This is a genomic window from Microvirga aerophila, from assembly GCF_003332305.1.
GTDB classification, from domain to species: Bacteria; Pseudomonadota; Alphaproteobacteria; order Rhizobiales; family Beijerinckiaceae; genus Microvirga; species Microvirga aerophila.
Genome location: NZ_QOIO01000009.1, coordinates 37,813 through 56,320 on the forward strand (window position 1 = coordinate 37,813; position 18,508 = coordinate 56,320).

16 protein-coding genes are annotated in these 18,508 nt (G+C 63.7%); 6 read left to right on the plus strand and 10 right to left on the minus strand.

The features are described from left to right. The first annotated feature begins 56 nt into the window (after positions 1 to 56). Both DRB19_RS06670 and dxs read left to right on the plus strand, forming a co-directional pair. Positions 57 to 305 carry an exodeoxyribonuclease VII small subunit gene (locus DRB19_RS06670; RefSeq protein ID WP_114185258.1) on the plus strand — a complete coding sequence of 83 codons (249 nt, stop codon included), beginning with the start codon at positions 57 to 59 and terminating at the stop codon, positions 303 to 305. Between the two features lie 95 nt (positions 306 to 400). Further along, positions 401 to 2,308 carry a 1-deoxy-D-xylulose-5-phosphate synthase gene (gene dxs, locus DRB19_RS06675; protein ID WP_114185259.1) on the plus strand — a complete coding sequence of 636 codons (1,908 nt, stop codon included), beginning with the start codon at positions 401 to 403 and terminating at the stop codon, positions 2,306 to 2,308. A 165-nt stretch (positions 2,309 to 2,473) separates the two neighbouring features. Here the strand turns inward: dxs and DRB19_RS06680 are convergent, their stop codons facing one another. Beyond that, positions 2,474 to 3,193, minus strand: coding sequence for a superoxide dismutase (locus tag DRB19_RS06680; RefSeq protein ID WP_114185260.1), 720 nt, complete (start codon positions 3,191 to 3,193; stop codon positions 2,474 to 2,476). A gap of 110 nt (positions 3,194 to 3,303) precedes the next feature. On the opposite strand from DRB19_RS06680, the gene DRB19_RS06685 reads away from it, so the two are divergent. Then, positions 3,304 to 4,032, plus strand: coding sequence for a TlyA family RNA methyltransferase (locus DRB19_RS06685; RefSeq protein ID WP_114185261.1), 729 nt, complete (start codon positions 3,304 to 3,306; stop codon positions 4,030 to 4,032). Next, positions 4,025 to 5,275, plus strand: a complete 1,251-nt coding sequence (locus tag DRB19_RS06690) for a class I SAM-dependent RNA methyltransferase (RefSeq protein WP_114185262.1) — start codon at positions 4,025 to 4,027, stop codon at positions 5,273 to 5,275. Before DRB19_RS06685 ends, DRB19_RS06690 begins: the two co-directional genes overlap by 8 nt. Before the next feature lie 291 nt (positions 5,276 to 5,566). Here DRB19_RS06690 and DRB19_RS06695 read toward each other — a convergent pair whose 3' ends face one another. From DRB19_RS06695 to DRB19_RS06710, 4 genes are all read right to left on the minus strand, one after another. After that, complete coding sequence (locus DRB19_RS06695) at positions 5,567 to 6,316, minus strand: SOS response-associated peptidase (protein ID WP_114185352.1); 750 nt, start codon at positions 6,314 to 6,316, stop codon at positions 5,567 to 5,569. A gap of 119 nt (positions 6,317 to 6,435) precedes the next feature. Next, a complete protein-coding gene (locus DRB19_RS06700; RefSeq protein WP_114185263.1) occupies positions 6,436 to 7,434 on the minus strand; it encodes a magnesium transporter CorA family protein in 999 nt (332 codons plus the stop codon). A gap of 43 nt (positions 7,435 to 7,477) precedes the next feature. Further along, entirely contained in the window at positions 7,478 to 8,329 is an 852-nt protein-coding gene (locus tag DRB19_RS06705; RefSeq protein ID WP_114185353.1) for an SDR family oxidoreductase, read from the minus strand. 4 nt (positions 8,330 to 8,333) lie between these two features. Continuing rightward, a complete protein-coding gene (locus DRB19_RS06710; RefSeq protein WP_114185264.1) occupies positions 8,334 to 10,115 on the minus strand; it encodes an acyl-CoA dehydrogenase family protein in 1,782 nt (593 codons plus the stop codon). A 139-nt stretch (positions 10,116 to 10,254) separates the two neighbouring features. Here DRB19_RS06710 and DRB19_RS06715 point away from each other — a divergent pair, with 139 nt between their 5' ends. Then, entirely contained in the window at positions 10,255 to 11,226 is a 972-nt protein-coding gene (locus DRB19_RS06715; protein WP_114185265.1) for an L-threonylcarbamoyladenylate synthase, read from the plus strand. A 16-nt stretch (positions 11,227 to 11,242) separates the two neighbouring features. On the opposite strand, the gene wrbA is transcribed toward DRB19_RS06715, so the two are convergent. After that, complete coding sequence (gene wrbA, locus DRB19_RS06720) at positions 11,243 to 11,842, minus strand: NAD(P)H:quinone oxidoreductase type IV (RefSeq protein ID WP_114185266.1); 600 nt, start codon at positions 11,840 to 11,842, stop codon at positions 11,243 to 11,245. Between the two features lie 169 nt (positions 11,843 to 12,011). Here wrbA and DRB19_RS06725 point away from each other — a divergent pair, with 169 nt between their 5' ends. After that, positions 12,012 to 12,935, plus strand: coding sequence for a LysR family transcriptional regulator (locus tag DRB19_RS06725; protein ID WP_114185267.1), 924 nt, complete (start codon positions 12,012 to 12,014; stop codon positions 12,933 to 12,935). Here DRB19_RS06725 and acuI read toward each other — a convergent pair whose 3' ends face one another. The 4 genes from acuI to DRB19_RS06745 all read right to left on the minus strand — a co-directional run bounded on the left by acuI (position 12,936) and on the right by DRB19_RS06745 (position 18,458). Beyond that, positions 12,936 to 13,922: an acrylyl-CoA reductase (NADPH) gene (acuI, locus tag DRB19_RS06730; RefSeq protein ID WP_114185268.1), complete on the minus strand. Its 987-nt coding sequence runs from the start codon at positions 13,920 to 13,922 to the stop codon at positions 12,936 to 12,938. 99 nt (positions 13,923 to 14,021) lie between these two features. Then, positions 14,022 to 15,266 carry an MFS transporter gene (locus DRB19_RS06735; protein WP_114185269.1) on the minus strand — a complete coding sequence of 415 codons (1,245 nt, stop codon included), beginning with the start codon at positions 15,264 to 15,266 and terminating at the stop codon, positions 14,022 to 14,024. 173 nt (positions 15,267 to 15,439) lie between these two features. Beyond that, entirely contained in the window at positions 15,440 to 16,900 is a 1,461-nt protein-coding gene (locus tag DRB19_RS06740) for a M10 family metallopeptidase C-terminal domain-containing protein (RefSeq protein ID WP_162815612.1), read from the minus strand. A 535-nt stretch (positions 16,901 to 17,435) separates the two neighbouring features. Next, positions 17,436 to 18,458 carry a cadherin domain-containing protein gene (locus DRB19_RS06745; protein ID WP_114185271.1) on the minus strand — a complete coding sequence of 341 codons (1,023 nt, stop codon included), beginning with the start codon at positions 18,456 to 18,458 and terminating at the stop codon, positions 17,436 to 17,438. Positions 18,459 to 18,508: the final 50 nt, after the last annotated feature.

Consider the following 18,508-nt stretch of genomic DNA (forward strand, 5'->3'; position numbering starts at 1 on the left):
GCCAGGAGGCTTCGCAATCCGCATAACGCGGGAACAAGCAATGGCGGATAGCGGGCATGACCGACACCACTACCATCAAGACCCTCCCGTTCGAGAAGGCCCTGGCCGAACTCGAGGAGATCGTGCGGCGGCTCGAGCGGGGCGATGTGCCGCTGGAGGACTCGATCGCCATCTACGAGCGCGGGGAGGCCCTGAAGAAGCACTGCGAGCAGCTTTTGAAGAAGGCTGAGGCCCGGATTGAGAAAATCACCATCGGTCCGGACGGTCAAGCCGGCGGAACAGCCCCTCTCGATGTGGCCGAATAGCTTGGTTTTCAAGGAAAACGGCTAAGCCTTCAGTTTGACCCAGGGCCTTGGGAACCCTATCTCCTAGCCACAAGAACGCTCAGGCGAGAACAATTTTGTCCACACCTCTCCTCGACACCATTTCGACGCCGGAAGACCTCCGTCAGTTCCAGGAAGACCAGCTCCGTCAGGTGGCCGATGAGTTGCGGACCGAGACGATCAGCGCCGTGTCCGTCACGGGCGGACACTTGGGCGCGGGCCTGGGCGTCGTGGAACTGACAGTCGCCCTGCATTACGTTTTCGACACTCCCCGCGACCGGCTGATCTGGGACGTGGGCCACCAGGCCTATCCGCACAAGATCCTCACCGGCCGCCGCAACCGGATCCGAACCCTGCGTCAGGCCGGCGGCCTGTCGGGCTTCACCAAGCGCCAGGAGAGCGAATACGACCCTTTCGGGGCTGCTCACTCGTCCACGTCGATCTCGGCGGGCCTCGGCATGGCCGTGGCGCGGGATCTCGACGCTAAGCAGAACAACGTGATCGCCGTGATCGGCGACGGGGCCATGTCGGCCGGCATGGCCTATGAGGCCATGAACAACGCGGGAGCCATGCACTCGCGCCTGATCGTTATCCTCAACGACAACGACATGTCCATCGCACCCCCGACCGGAGCCATGTCGTCGTATCTCGCCCGTCTCGTGTCGGGCGGCACCTATCGGAGCCTGCGCGAAACCGCCAAGCAGCTGGCCAAGAAGCTGCCGAAATTCATCTACGACAAGGCCGCCAAGGCCGAGGAATTCGCCCGTGGATTCTGGACCGGCGGGACGATGTTCGAGGAGCTTGGCTTCTACTATGTCGGCCCCATCGACGGCCACAACCTCGACCACCTGCTGCCGATCCTGAAGAACGTGCGCGATTCCGGCACCGGCCCGATCCTGGTCCACGTGGTGACCCAGAAGGGCAAGGGCTACGCGCCGGCTGAAGCCTCCGCCGACAAGTACCACGGGGTCGTGACCTTCGACGTGGTGACCGGGGCCCAGACCAAGGCCAAGGCCAACGCGCCCGCCTACACCAAGGTGTTCGGTGAGAGCCTGATCAAGGAAGCCGGAAAGGACGACAAGATCGTCGCCATCACGGCCGCCATGCCCACCGGCACGGGCGTTGACCTGTTCCATAAGGAATTCCCCACCCGCACCTTCGATGTGGGCATCGCCGAGCAGCATGCGGTGACGTTCGCGGCCGGCATGGCGACGGAAGGCTACAAACCGTTCTGCGCCATCTACTCGACCTTCCTGCAGCGCGCCTACGATCAGGTGGTGCACGACGTGGCGATCCAGAACCTGCCCGTGCGCTTCGCCCTCGACCGGGCGGGCCTTGTGGGCGCGGACGGGGCCACCCATGCGGGCTCCTTCGACGTGGCCTATCTCGGCTGCCTGCCCAACATGGTGGTGATGGCTGCGGCCGACGAGGCGGAACTTGTGCACATGGTGGCAACCGCCGCCGCCTATGACGACGGTCCTATCGCATTCCGCTACCCACGCGGCGAAGGCGTAGGCGTGGACATGCCCGAAGAGGGCGTTCCGCTTGCCATCGGCAAGGGCCGCATCATCCGCGAGGGCAGCCGCGTCGCCATCCTGTCCCTGGGCACCCGCCTGGCTGAGGCCTTGAGGGCCGCCGAAGACCTGGAGGCCCGCGGCCTCTCCACCACCGTGGCCGATGCCCGTTTCGCCAAGCCTCTGGACGAGGAGCTGATCCTGCGGCTTGCCCGCGACCACGAGGTGCTGATCACCATCGAGGAAGGCTCCATCGGCGGTTTCGGGTCCTTCGTGCTGCAGCTTTTGTCCGACAAGGGCGCGCTCGACCGCGGCACCCTCAAGGTGCGCTCGATGATCCTGCCCGATACCTATCAGGATCATGATAAGCCGGAGCGCATGTATGCCCAGGCCGGGCTGGATGCGGCCGGGATCGTCACCAAGGTATTCGAGGCGCTCGGGCAGGAAGCGCCGCGCAAGGCGCGGGCCTGATCGTCACTCCACCGTCATTCAGGGGCGAGCAATAGCGAGAGCCCGGAACCCATAGCCGCTGACAATGCAGGTAGAGGCGGGACGCATATTGTCCTTTCCTACAGCCATTGCGGTTATGGGTTCCGGGCTCGGTCCTGCGAGCCACCCTGGAATGACGGCGCGGCGTTAGACCGTCAGCGTCCCGGCCTTGGCGGCGGCGTAGCGCTGGCCGATCTTCTCCCAGTCGAGCACGTTCCACCACGCCTTGAGGTATTCCGGGCGCCGGTTCTCGTACTTGAGGTAATAAGCGTGCTCCCACACATCGTTGCCCATGAGGACACGCTGGCCGTCCATGAGGGGCGTGTCCTGGTTGGGCTTGGGCACGATGGCGAGCTTGCCCGCCTGATCGACGGTCACGAACACCCAGCCGGAGCCGAATTGCCGCTCGCCCGCCGTGTTGAAATCGGTCTGGAACTTCTGAAAGCCGCCCAGGTCCCGGTCGATGGCGGCCTTCAACTCGCCGGAGGGCTCGCCCCCGGATCCGCCCATGATCTGCCAGAACATGGTGTGGTTGGCGTGGCCGCCGCCGTTGTTGCGGATCGCCGTGCGGATCGATTCCGGCGCCTTGTTCAGGTTGGCCAGCACCTCGTGGAGGGGCATCTTGGCTATCTCGGCATTTTGGCTGAGCGCCGCATTGAGATTGTTGAGATATGCTCTGTGGTGCTTGTCGAAGTGCAGCTCCATGGTCTGCGCATCGATATGCGGCTCGTTCTTCGACGGCGCATAGGGCAGCGGATCGAGCTTGAACGGACCCGAGGGGCCTTGCGCCCAGGCCCGAGGAATGGCAGCGCTGGCGCCCAGCAGGGTTGCACCGATGAGAAGATTTCGACGGCTGACGGTCTGCATGGTTCCTCCATTGGACAGCAACGAGGCGACGGAACGCAGATAGTGCCCATTCCACGGGTTTCACGAGCGACGATGGACAAGACGATGAACCTACCGATCACGAGGGCGTCATGACCCGCAAACGCGCCGACGTGCTCCTGGTCGAGCGCGGCTTCTTCACGAGCCGCGCACGAGCCCAGGAGGCCATCGCGGCAGGCCTAGTGAGCGTCAACGGAACGCCTCTGCGAAAAGCCTCCGAAGCGGTCCCGGGCGATGCTGAGATCGCCGCCGAGCAGCCCCACCCTTACGTGTCCCGAGGCGGCGTGAAGCTCGCAGCCGCCCTCGACGCTTTCGGCATCGATCCCCAGGGCTGCGTCTGCCTGGATGTCGGATCCTCCACGGGCGGCTTCACGGAAGTGCTCCTGCTCCGGGGTGCGGCCCATGTGTATGCGGTGGATGTCGGACACGGCCAGTTGCACCCGAAGGTGGCAGGCGAGCCGCGCGTCACGAGCCTGGAGGGCACCGATGCCCGTTCCTTAAGCCCCACCCTCGTGCCGCAGGCCGTGGACCTTCTTGTGTCGGACGTGAGCTTCATCTCGCTCAAGCTCGTGCTGCCCCCGGCCATCGCCCTTCTGAAACCTCACGCGGCTCTGGCGGTTCTGGTGAAACCACAATTCGAGGCGGGGCGCGACCACGTGAAGAAGGGGATCGTGCGGGACGAGGCTGTGCATCGCGCGGTCTGCGAGGATATGACGGCCTTCGTGGCTTCGCTGGGCTTCACGCCCCTGGGGCTCGCCCCCTCGCCCATCGAGGGCGGGGACGGCAATCGGGAATTTCTGCTGGGAGCACGCCGTGGCTGAACAGGTGACGATCACACGCCTCGGCGCAAAGGCCGACGGGATTGCGGACAGCGAATCCGGACCCGTTTTCGTCCCCAAGGCGCTTCCGGGCGAAACCGTGCTCATCGAGCGGGACGGATCGCGGGCGGACCTCGTGTCGGTCGAGGCCGCCTCGTCCGAGCGCGTGACCCCGTTCTGCCCCTATTTCGACGAGTGCGGCGGCTGCGCGACCCAGCACATGGGGCACGACTTCTACCAGGATTGGAAGCGCAACACCCTCGCCCACACCTTGCGGCAGGCGCGCATCGACGCGCCGCTCGACCCCTTGATCGACGCCCACGGCGAAGGTCGTCGCCGGGTCACGCTCCACGTGCGCTTTCCCGATCGCGCCATGCATGTGGGCTATATGGCGGCGAGAAGTCACCAGATCGTGGAGATTGCCTTCTGTCCCATCGCGGAGTCGACCCTCAAGGATCAGGCTCCCGGCATCGCCCGAGCCATCGGCGAGCACCTGCGCGCCGCCCACAAGCCCCTTGATGTTCAAATCACCGCTGTGGGAACGGGCTTCGACGTGGATGTGCGCGGCCACGGCCCGCTCAAGGACAAGGACCGACTGAGCCTCATCGACCTTGCGGCACGCCTCGATCTGGCGCGTCTGTCGATCCATGGGGACGTGATCGTCGAACGCCGCCCTCCTGCGATCTCCATGGGCAGGGCGTCGGTCGTTCCGCCGGCCGGCTCGTTCCTGCAGGCCACCCGCCTCGGGGAGGAGACCCTTGCGGAGCTCGTCACGGAAGCCTGCCGGAGCACCAAGCGGGTGGCCGACCTCTTCTCGGGCGTAGGACCCTTCGCCCTCAGGCTCGCGGAGCGCTCGGAGGTTCACGCGGTCGAGACCGAGAAGGGCGCAATCGCTGCTCTCGACAAGGCGTTCCGCGCGACGCTTGGCCTGCGCCGCGTGAGCTCCGAGGTGCGCGACCTCTTCCGACGCCCGCTGCTCACGCCGGAGTTGAACGCATTCGACGCAGTCGTCCTCGACCCGCCCCGCGCGGGTGCGGAGGCGCAGGCGAAGCAGCTTGCACTCTCGAAAGTGCCCCTCGTCGTGAGCGTATCCTGCGACGCGGCAACGTTCGCGCGCGACGCCGCAATCCTGATGGGTGCAGGCTATCGACTGGAGCGGGTCGTGCCGGTCGACCAGTTCAAGCACACGCCCCATCTGGAAGTGGTCGGCATCCTGCGGCGCGAGGCGCCGAAGAAGCGGTGGTAAACTTTCCAAATCGTCACCCGGACGAAGCGCCAGCGAAGATCCGGGATCGCCTGAAGAGGATGGCGCCCCCTATTCCCTCCCCGCAAGGGGAGGGAATAGGGGTGGGGGTGGTGTGACCGGGTGAGAGACAGTGAGGTGAGGCTGTAGCAGCCTCGCGCTTCAACAATGGAGCACAGCGCTCCGACTGTCCGACCCCCACTTCCACCTCCTCCCCGCAAGGGGGGAGGAGAGCTGCCTGCGCATTTCTCCTCATGCGATCCCGGGTTCTGCTTTGCAGCCCCGGGATGACAGCTAGAACAACCGCCCCTGCTCATCTTCGTCGCTTGAGCGAGGCTTCGCCGCCTTGCGCTTCGTCTCAGGAACCGGCTTCACCTCCGGCGCGCTCAGGGGCTCCTGCAAGCCCGGATCGTCATTCTCGACCTTGTTGACGCGGCTCGACACCGGCGTCACGTCGAGCCAATCGTCCGGACAGGGGCGCACGAGGCGCATCACGTCGGCGCGTTCGTCCGACACGTCGAGCCATGCGCCGATATCATCGCGCGAAAGGATCACCGGCATGCGGTCATGCACCCCGGAGATTGTGCCGTTGGCGTCCGTCGTCACGATGGCGGCGGTGTCGATCTCGCCACCGCTGGCGTCCGTGTAGGTTTCCCACAAGCCGGCGAGCGGCATCGGCTGGCGGCTGCGCGGGCGGATCAGGAACGGGGCTTTCTCGCGCCCGTGTCGCTGCCATTCGTAGAAGCCGTCCGCCAGGTAGACGCAGCGCCGCCGCCTCAGCGCCGCCTTGAAGGTGGGCTTGGTTTCCAGCGTCTCGCCGCGGGCGTTGATGACGAGGGGAAAATCCTTTGGGTCCTTCACCCAGGACGGCAGAAGCCCCCAGCGCCCGAGCATGAAATGTCGCTCGCCCTTCTGGTCGATGACGATGGGGACCGGCTGCGTAGGGGCCACATTGAAGCGCGGCGGGAAGTTCGGCTGCTCGGAGTAGCCGTAGAACTCCCGGTAGGTCTCGGGAGCCAGGGTGATGGCATAGCGCCCGCACATGATGGTGTCCTCCACGCTTTTCAACGTCGCCATGGCCGGACTTGATCCGGCTATCCACGTCTGGGACCACTGCGATCAGGAGACGTGGCCCCGGGACAAGCCCGAGGATGATGCAAAACCTACAACCACCGTTTCCAGCGGAAGAACAGATAGGGCAGCGCGGCAGCCAGGATCATGAGACCGATGGCGAACGGATAGCCGAAATCCCACCTCAGTTCGGGCATCAGCTCGAAATTCATTCCGTAGAGCGATGCGATCAACGTCGGCGGCAGAAAGATCACCGACATGACCGAGAAGAGCTTGATGATGTCGTTCTGCTCGATGGTCACGAGGCCCAGGGTCGCGTCGAGGAGGAACTGCAGCTTGTTCGACAGGAACGTCGCGTGCTCCTCGATGGACTGCACGTCGCGCAGGGCCGTGCGCCATTCGGCCTGAAACCCGCGCTGGCGCTGTGGCCGAGGGATGCTGGCTGAGAGGAACAGGAGCAGGCGCTCGATGGACACCATGCTCTCCCGCACGTTGGAGATGACATCCCCTTTCCGGCCAATGGATTTCAGGGCTGCTCGGAACGATGCCGCGCGGCGCGTCGTGCCCTGTCGCTCGTTCTCGAAAATCGTCTGCGAGAGGCGATCGATGCGGGAACCCACGGTGCCGAGAATCTCGGCCGCTCGATCGATGATGGTCTCGATCAGGCCGTCGAGCACGGCTTCCGGCTGGTGCCGGCAGCCGCCGGGCTTCACAGCCCGGGACATGAACAGGGTAAAGGAGCGTGGTTCGCCGTAGCGGACCGTCACGAGCGAGCGCTCGGTTAGGATGAAGGAGACGTCGAGGAGCTTCGGCGTGTCTGTGTCGGAGCTGCACAGGACGCGGGCGGTCATGTAGCGGGCGTTGTTCTCGTTGTAGAGGATCTCCGACGGCTCGATATCGGCCATTTCCTCACGAGTGGGGATTTCGATGTTGAGATGCCTCTCGACCAGAAGGTCTTCCTCGCGGGTAGGCTCGATGAGGTCGATCCACAGGGCGTCGTCGGGAATCGGCTCCCCGGCCGGCAGTGCGTACCGGTCCAGCGATTCCGCCGAAGCGATGGAGTGCCTGGCTGGTTTGTGTATCAGAATCATGCCCGTTGGTCCCAGATGTCGGGACAGGGTTCTAGCAGAACTTTCATGACGAGCGTGAGAGCGGCGGCGTGTCGTCCGGCACGAAGAAATCGGGCATGAGGGGCTTCGTCGGATCAACCCGGTACTTCTCGAAATCCGTCACGCCCTCGCCGGAGAGAAAGACGTCATCGATGAGGAAGTGGCCGGTAAAACTCTTCGAGGGCTTCTGGAAGACCGCATGAGCGGCATCGGCCAGGATCTCAGGCGTGCGGCTCGCCTGCACGATCTCGTCGCCCCCGAGCAGGTTCTTGACCGCGCTGGTGGCAATCGTCGTGCGCGGCCAGAGCGCATTGACCGCAATCCCCCTGCCCCGCAGCTCGCCGGCGAGCCCTAGCACGCACAGGCTCATGCCGTATTTCGCCAGTGAATAGGCCAGATGCGGCGCGAACCATTTCTCGCTCATGTCGAGGGGCGGCGACAGCATGAGGATGTGCGGGTTGGCGGACTTCGCCAGATGCGGAATGGCATATTTCGACACCATGTAGGTGCCGCGCGTGTTGATCTGGTGCATCAGATCGAACCGCTTCATGTCCGTCACGGGCGTGGGTGTGAGGCTGATGGCGCTGGCGTTGTTCACAACGATGTCGAGGCCGCCGAAGGTTTCCACCGTCTTGTCGATGGCGCTCTTCACGCCCTCTTCGTCCCGCACATCAACGACGAGCGGCAGAGCCTGGCCGCCGGCCGCCTCGATTTCCTTCGCGGCCGTGTAAATCGTGCCCGGCAGCTTCGGATGCGGCTCGGCGGTCTTGGCAGCAATCACCACGTTCGCGCCGTCCTGCGCCGCCCGAAGGCCGATCGCGAGACCTATGCCGCGCGATGCGCCGGTAATGAAGAGCGTCTTTCCCTGAAGCGTCATGGGATCAGCTCGCCAGAGCCAGGGAGGCATCCTGCAGGAAGCCCGAGCCGCTCATGACCGTATCCTCCAGTCCCTGCGCGCCAACCGCGATGTTCTCTGCGAAGAAGCGGCAGAGCGCGATGCGCGCCGCATGGGCCGGGTCGTTGTCGCCCTCCGATATCAGCCGGTTGGCCGCAAGCGCCGCCTCCGCCAAGGCTGCGCCGCCCTGGGCGAGCGCGAAGAGCCGCAGGTAAGGCGTCGCGCCCGCAAGCGCCTCGGCGGGCGCGTTGGACGACAAGGATTTGACGAGATGGCTCGTCGACCGGTCCAAGCTCTCGATCGCATCGCGCAGGCGCGGTCCCGTTGCGCCGAAAGCAGGCGTTCCCTCCTTCATGATGCGCGTGACGATGGCGCGCATCGAGGCGATCTGCGCCTGCACTGTCGCGCCACCGGACAGCGGCAGCTTCCGCACCACGAGATCGATAGCCTGAATGCCGTTCGTGCCCTCATAGATCGGCGCGATGCGCGCATCCCGCAGATGCTGGGCAGCCCCGGTCTCCTCGACGAAGCCCATGCCGCCGTGGACCTGTACACCGAGCGAAGCGACTTCCACGCCGATATCCGTCGAGAAGGCTTTCGCCACCGGGGTCAGCAGGGATGCGCGCTCGTGGGCTTTCTTTCGGCTCGCCTCGTCCTGCTCCAGATGGGCGCGGTCAAGAGCCTCGGCGGTCATGTAGCAGATCGCGCGCGCGGCGGCCGTGAGCGCCTTCATGGTCAGAAGATTTCGCTGCACGTCCGGATGCATCACGATGGGGCTCATGCCCTCGACCGCCCCGACGGCGGCGCGTCCCTGGCGGCGCTCGTTGGCATAGGCCAGCGCTTGCTGATAGGCCCGCTCCGCGATGGCGACGCCCTGCAACCCCACCGCCAGACGCGCATTGTTCATCATCGTGAACATGCAGTTGAGGCCGCGGTTCTCTTCACCGACGAGCCAGCCGATGGCTCCGCCGTGGTCCCCGAAGATCATGGTGCAGGTGGGCGAGGCATGGATTCCGAGCTTGTGCTCGATCGAGTGGCAGCGCACGTCGTTGCGCGTGCCGTCCGGCAGGAATTTCGGCACGAGGAAGAGCGAGATGCCGCGCGTTCCCGCCGGCGCGTCGGGCAGCCGCGCGAGCACCAGATGCACGATGTTGTCGGTAAGGTCATGCTCACCATAGGTGATGAAGATCTTTTGACCTGAAATCCTATAGGTGCCGTCGCCTGCGGGCTCGGCGCGGGAGCGAAGGGCCGCGAGATCGGAGCCTGCCTGCGGCTCCGTCAGATTCATGGTGGCGGTCCATTCACCGGAAACCAGCTTCTCGAGATAGCCGCCCTTCAGGTCGTCGGAGCCATGCTTGATCAGCGCCTCTATGGCGCCCATGGTCAGCACGGGACCGATGCCGAAAGCCATCGAAGCCGAGTTCCACATCTCCACGCAGGCCGAGTTGAGAAGCATCGGCAGCCCCTGCCCGCCATAGTCGACAGGACCCGGCAGGGCATTCCATCCCGCTTCCGTCCAAGCCTTATAGGCTTCCTTCCAGCCCGGCGCGGTGGTGATGGCGCCGTCCTTGAGGACCGCGCCGTGCCGGTCGCCCTCCCGGTTGAGAGGCGCGATCACGTCATTGGCGAAGCGCCCTGCTTCGTCGAGGATCGTCTGCGCCAGATCAACCGTGAGGTCCGGATAAAGACCGTCCGCGACGGCGCGATCGAGCCCCGCCACATGGCGCATGGTGAAGACGATGTCGGAGACAGGCGCTCGGTAGCTCATCGTGTTTCCTCTTTAGGCCCACGGCGTTCGATACGAGGCCTGCGGCTTTTGATATTGACGCACGTCGCAGCACAACTAAACCCGCGCTGGCGGCGCTTGTGTATTGAGGGATAGTTTAGACGTGAACCATCATGGGTCAATGGCACAGACCGAACGTCTTGCGGCCGATGCAGCAGGCGTCGAGCGTGCGACCGAAATCCTTCGCTCCGGTGGCCTCGTGGCCTTCCCGACCGAGACGGTCTACGGCCTTGGTGCCGACGCCACGAATGCCGAGGCTGTCGCGGGCATTTATGCCGCCAAGGAACGTCCGAGCTTCAATCCTCTCATCGCCCATGTGGACAGCCTGGACGCCGCGCTGGCGCAGGGTGAGTTCGACGACACAGCTATGCGGCTCGCCAAGGCCTTCTGGCCAGGCCCCCTGACGCTCGTGGTGCCGGTGGCAAAGACCGGGACGATCTCCGATCTCGCCCGGGCGGGCCTGGACAGCGTGGGCCTGAGAGTTCCGGCCCATCTGCTCGCCCATGCGCTGCTCGCCCATGTGGGCCGCCCGGTGGCGGCCCCGTCGGCGAACCGTTCCGGCCGGATCAGCCCAACGGAAGCGGACCATGTGCTGGGAGACCTGGAAGGCCGGATCGGCGCGGTTCTCGACGGCGGGCCGGCCCTAGTCGGGGTCGAATCGACCATCATCGCCTGCCTCGGGGGACCGCCCCGCCTGCTGCGCCCGGGCGGCGTGCCACGAGAGGCCATCGATGCAATGCTGGGCCAGGCGCTCGATTCAGTGGCGGACGAGACAGGGAACCCGCTTGCGCCTGGCATGCTGGAATCCCACTACGCGCCTAGGGCGCGGGTGCGGCTCGGCGTGTCGGAGATCGCAAGCGGCGAGGCCGCTCTCCTGTTCGGCCAGGATGCGCCACGAGGAGTGGAGGCAGCGCGCGTTGCCCTGAACTTAAGCGAAAGCGGCGACCTCGTGGAGGCCGCCGCTCGTCTGTTTTCCTATCTGCGGCAGCTCGATGCCTCCGGTGCGGATGCCATCGCGGTGGGGCCCATTCCGAATGCAGGCCTCGGGGAGGCGATCAACGACCGGCTGACACGGGCGGCGGCGGACCGATAACCCCCGCCGGAACGACCTACTTCGCGAGCTTCGCGGCGATTTCGGCCACGTGACGGCCCTGGAAGCGGGCGCCGTCGAGCTCGGCTTGGCTCGGCTGACGGGAGCCGTCGCCGCCGGCAATCGTCGATGCGCCGTAAGGGGAGCCGCCTTTGACCTCGTCGTGGCCCATCTGGCCGGTGAACGAATACGGCAGCCCGACAACCACCATGCCGAGATGCATGAGAACCGGGATAAAGGTCAGGATGGTCGATTCCTGTCCGCCGTGCTGCTGGGCGCTCGACGTGAAGACCGAGCCCACCTTGCCGACCAGTGCGCCGCGAGCCCAGAGCCCTCCGGTCTGGTCCACGAAGTTCTTCATCTGGGCCGTCATATTACCGTAGCGGGTACCCGTGCCGAAGATGATGGCGTCGTACTCGGCCAGCTCCTCCGGCGAGGCGATCGGCGCTTCCTGGTCGAGCTTGTAATGAGCCTTCTGGGCCACTTCGAGGGGAACGAGTTCGGGCACGCGCTTCACGACCACTTCGGCCCCGGTCTCGCGAGCGCCCTCGGCGGCGGCGTAAGCCATCTTTTCGATGTGACCCCAGGCAGAATAATAGAGGACCAGGACCTTGGCCATTGTGATCTCCGAACGGTGAAAATGAGACGGGTTGAAGCGGAATGCTGGAAGCCGTGATTCTGCCGTAACGCGATCGCTCGGCTATCCTCAGGTTGACCAAAGGATAAACTTTCCAATCTGCAAAACCAGTGTTAGACATGCAGGCCTTTCATTGCGTGGATGCAAGCGCATGACCAAGCAGCAGCACCTTGACTGGGACGATTTCAGGCTCGTGAAAATCATCGCCGAGGCCAGTGGCCTGGCGGGAGCAGCCGAACGTCTGGGAGTCAACCATTCCACGGTTTTCCGCCGGCTCGGTCAGATGGAAGAGGGCCTTGGGGTCAAGCTCTTCGAGCGGCACCGAACGGGCTATGTCCTGACGCCCGCCGGCGAGGAGATGGCGGCGCTCGCGGAGCAGATGGAGGAGAACGTCACATCCTTCACCCGCAAGCTCGCCGGCCAGGCCGTAGCGCCTGCGGGCGAGTTGCGCGTGACCACGAACGACACTCTGCTGGTTCACCTGCTTACGCCGATCTTCAGCCGCTTTCTCACCTCCTGTCCGGAGATGCGCCTTGACGTGGTGTTGGCCAACCAGGCCCTGAACCTGTCTAAGCGGGACGCGGATGTGGCCATCAGGGCGACCGATTCGCCCCCTGAGACGTTGGTGGGCCGGCGCGCGGCGACCATTGCTTGGGCGATCTATGGCCGCGCCGTCGATTTCCCCGACCCGATCGTCCAGGATTCGCCTGCTCTCTACGCAAGACCCTGGGTGGCGCTGGGGGACAACCTGTCCACCCTCAAGGCCGCCCGCTACGTGCGGGAGCGCGTGGCTCCGGAGTTGATCTCCTATCGGGTCAATACGGTGCTGGGATTGGCGGAGGCCGTGGAGGCAGGCGTCGGCATCGGACCCCTGCCCTGCTTCATTGCCGATGCGAAGCCCAACCTGGTGCGCCTGTCGGACATCAACCCGGATTTCTCGGCGGGCCTGTGGCTTCTAACCCATCCCGATCTTCGCCAGTCGGCCCGAGTGCGGGCCTTCATGGATTTCATGGCCACCGAGATCGGGAAGCAGAAGCGGTGGATCGAGGGCAGCGGGAAACGCGCTGCGTCCTGATCAGCTGATCTCGACCACCACCCGCCCCTTGATCCGGCCTTCCACGATCTCGCGCCCGGCTTGGCTCACCTGATCGAGGGAAACCGACGACGTCATGGCGGCGAGCTTGCCCAGATCAAGCTCGCGCGCCAAGCGTCCCCAAGCCTCCAGGCGAAGAGCCTTCGGGGCCATGACGGAATCCACGCCGAGCAACGCCACGTTGCGGAGAATGAACGGCGCGACGGTGGCCGGCAGATCCATGCCGCCCGCAAGGCCGCAAGCCGCGATCGCGCCGCTGTACTTCGTCATGGACAACACATTGGCAAGCGTGGTCGACCCCACCGTATCGACCCCGGCAGCCCAGCGCTCCTTTGCGAGCGGCCGCGCCGCGCCTGACAACTCGCTGCGGTCGATGACCTCGGCGGCTCCAAGGCTTTTCAGGTAATCCGCCTCCTGCGGCCGCCCGGTGGAGGCGACCACGTGCCAGCCGGCCCTCGCCAGCAGCGCTACCGCCACGGAACCGACTCCGCCGACCGCCCCGGTCACGATGGCCGGCCCACGGTCGGGCCGCAGGCCATGCCGCTCCAGCGCCATCAGGCACAGCATGGCGGTGTAGCCTGCCGTGCCGATCGCCATCGCCTGTTCGGCCGTGAGACCTGCCGGCAGCGGAACCAGCCAGTCGCCCTTCACCCGAACCTTTTCCGCATAGGCTCCCAGATGCGTCTCGCCGAGGCCCCAGCCGTTGAGGACCACCGCGTCGCCCGCCTTGAACTCCGGATGGGAGGAGGTTTCGACAATTCCCGCGAGATCGACGCCAGGGATCATCGGGAAGCGGCGGACCACCGGAGCCTTGCCGGTGAGCGCCAGACCATCCTTGTAGTTGAGAGTGGAATGCGACACGCGGACGGTGACGTCGCCGTCCATGAGATCGGCTTCGTCGAAACTCCTTAGTTCGACAGTCTGGCCGGTCTCGTTCTTGTCGATGACGATAGCCTTGAATGCACTCATCCCGGTCCTCCCTCTATGCCCTGCCATTTGTGGCGCGGCAGAGGGTCAGGGCAAGCGCAACCGCCTCATCCGTTCGACGAAAGCCTTGAGCCGCCTGCCCTACTCGGCGGGCTGCAGCGCGGGCGCCCGATCGACCGGCACTTCCTTGATCGGCAGGTTGATCAGCGCCGACACGATGCCAAGCGCGATCGAAAGCCACCAGACCAAGGTGTAGTTGCCGTAGACCTCGTAGAAGAGCCCGCCGAGCCAAACGCCCAGGAAGCCGCCCACCTGATGGGAGAAGAACGCGAAGCCGTAGAGCATGGCCATGTAGCGGGTGCCGAACATGAGCATCACCAGGGACGACGTCGGCGGCACCGTGGAGAGCCACAGCAGGCCGATGGAGATGCCGAACGCGATGGACGTCAGGGGCGAGGCCGGCAGCAGGACGAAGACCGCGATGGCGACGGAACGTCCGAGATAGATCCAGGCAAGCAGCCAGCGCTTCGACATGCGGGTCGACAGCCAGCCCGACGTGAGCGAGCCGAACGCATTGGCGAGACCGATGACCGCAAGCGTCCAGCCGCCCACGGCCGCCGAGAGGCCCGCATCCTTGAGATAGGCCGGAAGATGCGCCGTGATGAAGGCAAGCTGGAACCCGCAGGTGAAGAAGCCCAGCACCAGCAGCACATAGGACCGATGCCGGAAGGCCTCCAGCAGGGCTTGCCGGATCGACTGGCTCGCCGCGGGTGTAGGGCCGCTCTCCGTCGCTGCGCCGGCGCCCGGCCGGGAGGCGAGCGCCAGGGACAGGGGCAGCACGAGCAGGACGCTGGCTGCGAAGATCACCAGGGCCTGCTGCCAGCCGAAGGAATCGATGAGTACGTTGCCGATGGGCGGGAAGAGGAACTGACCGAAAGACCCGGCGGCCGTCCCGGCTCCGAAGGCCATGGGTCGCCATTTCTCGGGCAGGAGCTTGCCGAACGCGCCCAGCACCAGATTGAACGAGCAGCCCGACAACCCGAAGCCGATCAGGATGCCGGCCCCCAGGTGCAGCATGCCCGGCGTGGTCGCATAAGCCATGACCACAAGCCCAAGGGCATAGAGGACGGCGCCCGCGCACAGCACCCGGAACGCCCCGAACCGGTCCGCCACGGCTCCGGCGAAGGGCTGACCCAACCCCCAAAGGAGGTTCTGGAACGCAATGGCAAGGCCGAACACGTCGCGCCCCCAGCCATATTCCGTCGTCATGGGGATCTGGAACAAGCCTGCCGACGCCCGCGGCCCGAAGGTGATGAGGGCGATCAGACAGCCGGAAAGCACAATCATTTCCGGCGAGACGCGGGTTTGAGCGGGTTGGGCTGACATGGCGGCCATCCTGAACGGTAAGAAGCCGCACCCTAGCGCGAGTCGCGCATCAGCAGAATTGAAAGTTTGTAGCCTTGGGTATGAATTGGGGTGATGAGTCAGCCTTTCTACCGCACAACGATATCGAACCGAGGCCCATGCAAACCGACGATTGGTAAGTTGCGCGATGAGGCTCAGATGACGAGGAATTCCGAGGCGGAGAAGCCTTTGGGGCTCTTGGACAGCTTCACCAGCGGGATGGCAGCCTTCGCGCCCGAGCCGTCCTCATCGTAAGATAATAATCCGATCTTCTTGTCGTACACTAGATAGTCATCCTTATCTTTGGCCTTAGATCCAACGGTGAAGAACTTTTTGCTCAACACCTCAGGCTTGGTGGCTGAGCCCTTCTTACCCACCTTCTTCAGATAATTGTTGTCGATGTAGATCGTGTCGTCCGCCACGACATAGTCGGTGATTGTGTCTGTGTTGGCCTTTGACGGCGTAGTATCGAATACAAAGATATCCTGGCCTACGCCACCTGTGAGCACGTCCTTTCCAAGACCGCCAGCGATCCTATCGTTTGCCTCACTGCCCATTAGCACATCCTTGCTGCGCCCTCCCTTCAGGAGACGCAATCCGTTCTCCACTGCCAAGCCGCCCGCCTTCACCTGCACGCCGTTGACAAACACGTTCTCAATGGCGAGATTGGAGAAGTTGAAGGTGGCGTAGACCGTGTCCACGCCGCTGGCGTCACGGACCTCGTCGTTGGGCGACTCGACGAAGTAGGTGTCGTTGCCGGCGCCGCTGTCGAGCACGTTAGCGGCGGCATTGCCGATTAGCATGTCGCCATGGGCACTGCCGACGGCGTTCTCGATGACCACGCCGCGGGCGATGGTGAAGCCGACGGCGATCGCGTTCTGCTGCGAGATATAGCCACCAGCATTGGGATCACCAGGCTGTAGGGTGGCTGCACGAAGATCGATGGTGACGGGTGCCGTCGAACCGACACCGCTAATGGTATCATTACCGCCCGCGTCCCAGATCGAAGCCCAACCGGTGCCCCTATCGTTCTTGGTCGGCAGCGTGTAGACGTTATTGCCGGTAGCGGTGGTCATGTTGGTGCCATAGAGCACCTGAATGGCAGCAATGTCGAAGGCGCCGAGCCCGCCTTGGTTGCCATACTTGAGGCCACCACTTGCGACGGTGTTGAGGCCACCGTTGTACGACATGTTCGTATAGACGGACTGGTTCAGGTTGTTCTGACCAAGTTCATTTTTCCCATTCACCCCAGGGAAAGTTGTGCCATCCTCCCGACCGCCGCCGTCGTGCGGATGGGCAAGACCTAAGCCATGGCCAATCTCGTGGATCACGGTCGCCCGGAACTCACCGCCGAACTCCCTCTCGCTCAAGACCTCTGGGAACAAACTATGGAAGAGACCCCAGCGCTGGTGGGATGAATTATTAGTAGCGGGCGTCTCGTGCCAGCCTGAAACACCATGATCTAGGGGATACATCCACCAAACTATGTTGGCTTGGCTAATCGTCTGGGCCTGCTGAAATTTGATATTGGATACGCTCGAGCAGAGATCCAATGCGTCGACAACAACTCCAACAAATTCGTCCAACCAAGTCCCTATGAAAAACTCATCGGACATCCAGCCATTAGTAAGAGGTCCATGGACCTGCAGGGCCTCATCATAATCGAAGTCGTCTGCTAAAGCGACGTAGATAGGCTCTCGCGATACATCCCAGACTTTGCCACCCCAGATAAGCGAGTCGATATATGGGTTTCCATAGCCCGATCCTGGAACATCTCTAAAGCCAGCCATAGTATGCCCTTAGCGTTTCGATTATTGATGCTTATATTTTAAATGTTATTTCATATCAATAAGTGTGCGGCCACACACCCTGCGCGGCCCGCCCTTGTCGAACAAATCTGTTAGGCGACGAAGCGCCTCTGTTGCGATGATCAGCTGGCAAGCCTCCTCTGACAGATCCACTACAAGCCCAGACCACCAAGGATCAAGTGACCAGGAAGGCCGCTGCGGACAACGCCATATTGAAAGTTTGTAGCATGAGCCGGTCCGCCGGCTTACCGCCCTTGAGAAGCGCTGTGTTCGCATCGTTCTGAACGAGGTGCAGTCGAGCGGCGGATGCGACGGCCCACCGCTCGGCAAGATCATTGAAGCTCTATATGATGAAGAAATCGTCTTGGGTGAGCTTGAGGTTCCTGGCGAGCTTGGCGATCTCGACGGCTTTTCCTGCGTTTGAGCCATCGGCATCGTAGGACAGCACGCCGGTCTTCTTGTTGTAGACCACGTAGTCGTTCTTATCCTTGGCCTTGCCCATCTTGAAGAACGCCTTCTTGAGCGCCGCCGGTGAGACTTCGCTGCCGCTCTTGCCCAGCTTCTTGAACACCCGGTTCTCCAGCCAGATCGTGTCGTCAGCCACCGAGTAGTCGCTGATCCTGTCCAGGTTCGTTTTCTTGTTCGGCTTGGTGTCGAACACGAAGGTGTCCTGACCAGCTCCGCCGATCAGCATATCCTTGCCGCCCTTGCCGTAGAGCCGGTCATTGCCCCCTGCCCCTACCAGCGTGTTGGCCTTGCTGGTGCCAATCAGAATCTGGCCTGGAGGGATTTCGGCTACATCCGTGACGGTGACGGTCAGGGCCTGCGTGGCACTGACGCCACCGTGCCCGTCGGAGGCTTTGACATAGACCGTTAAGCTCTGGGCTGTCTCGAAGTCGAGGGTCTTGCCCGGCGCGAGCCTGAGTTGCTTGGTGGTGTTGTCGATCACGAACATGCCACCCGCATTGCCACCTGACGCAAACGAGAAGGTGAGCGCATCGCCGTCTGCATCGGTGGCGCTGAGCGCTGCAGCAAAAACACTATTCTCAGGTGCTGAAACACTCGTCTGGCCGTTGAGTCGCACATTGACCGGCGCAGTGTTGTTGGGATCACCAGGATTGCTGGGGTCGCTAGGATCACCAGGATCACCAGGATCACCACGATCACTGGGGTCACCAGGATCACCGGGGTCGCCAGGATTACCGGGATCAAGCAATTGCGCCAACGTGAAAATTGTGCCGTCGCCGAACTCGAACAACTCGATGCTAGAGACCGTGTCCCTACCATCGTTGCCATCGCTGACGTTGGTGTCCGTGATCACGTAAGTGCCGTTCTCCCCCTGCGTAACCGTATAGTCCGAGCGCACGCCGCTGAACCGAGCCTTGTCTTGGATACCCGCGCCGCCATCGAGGCGAT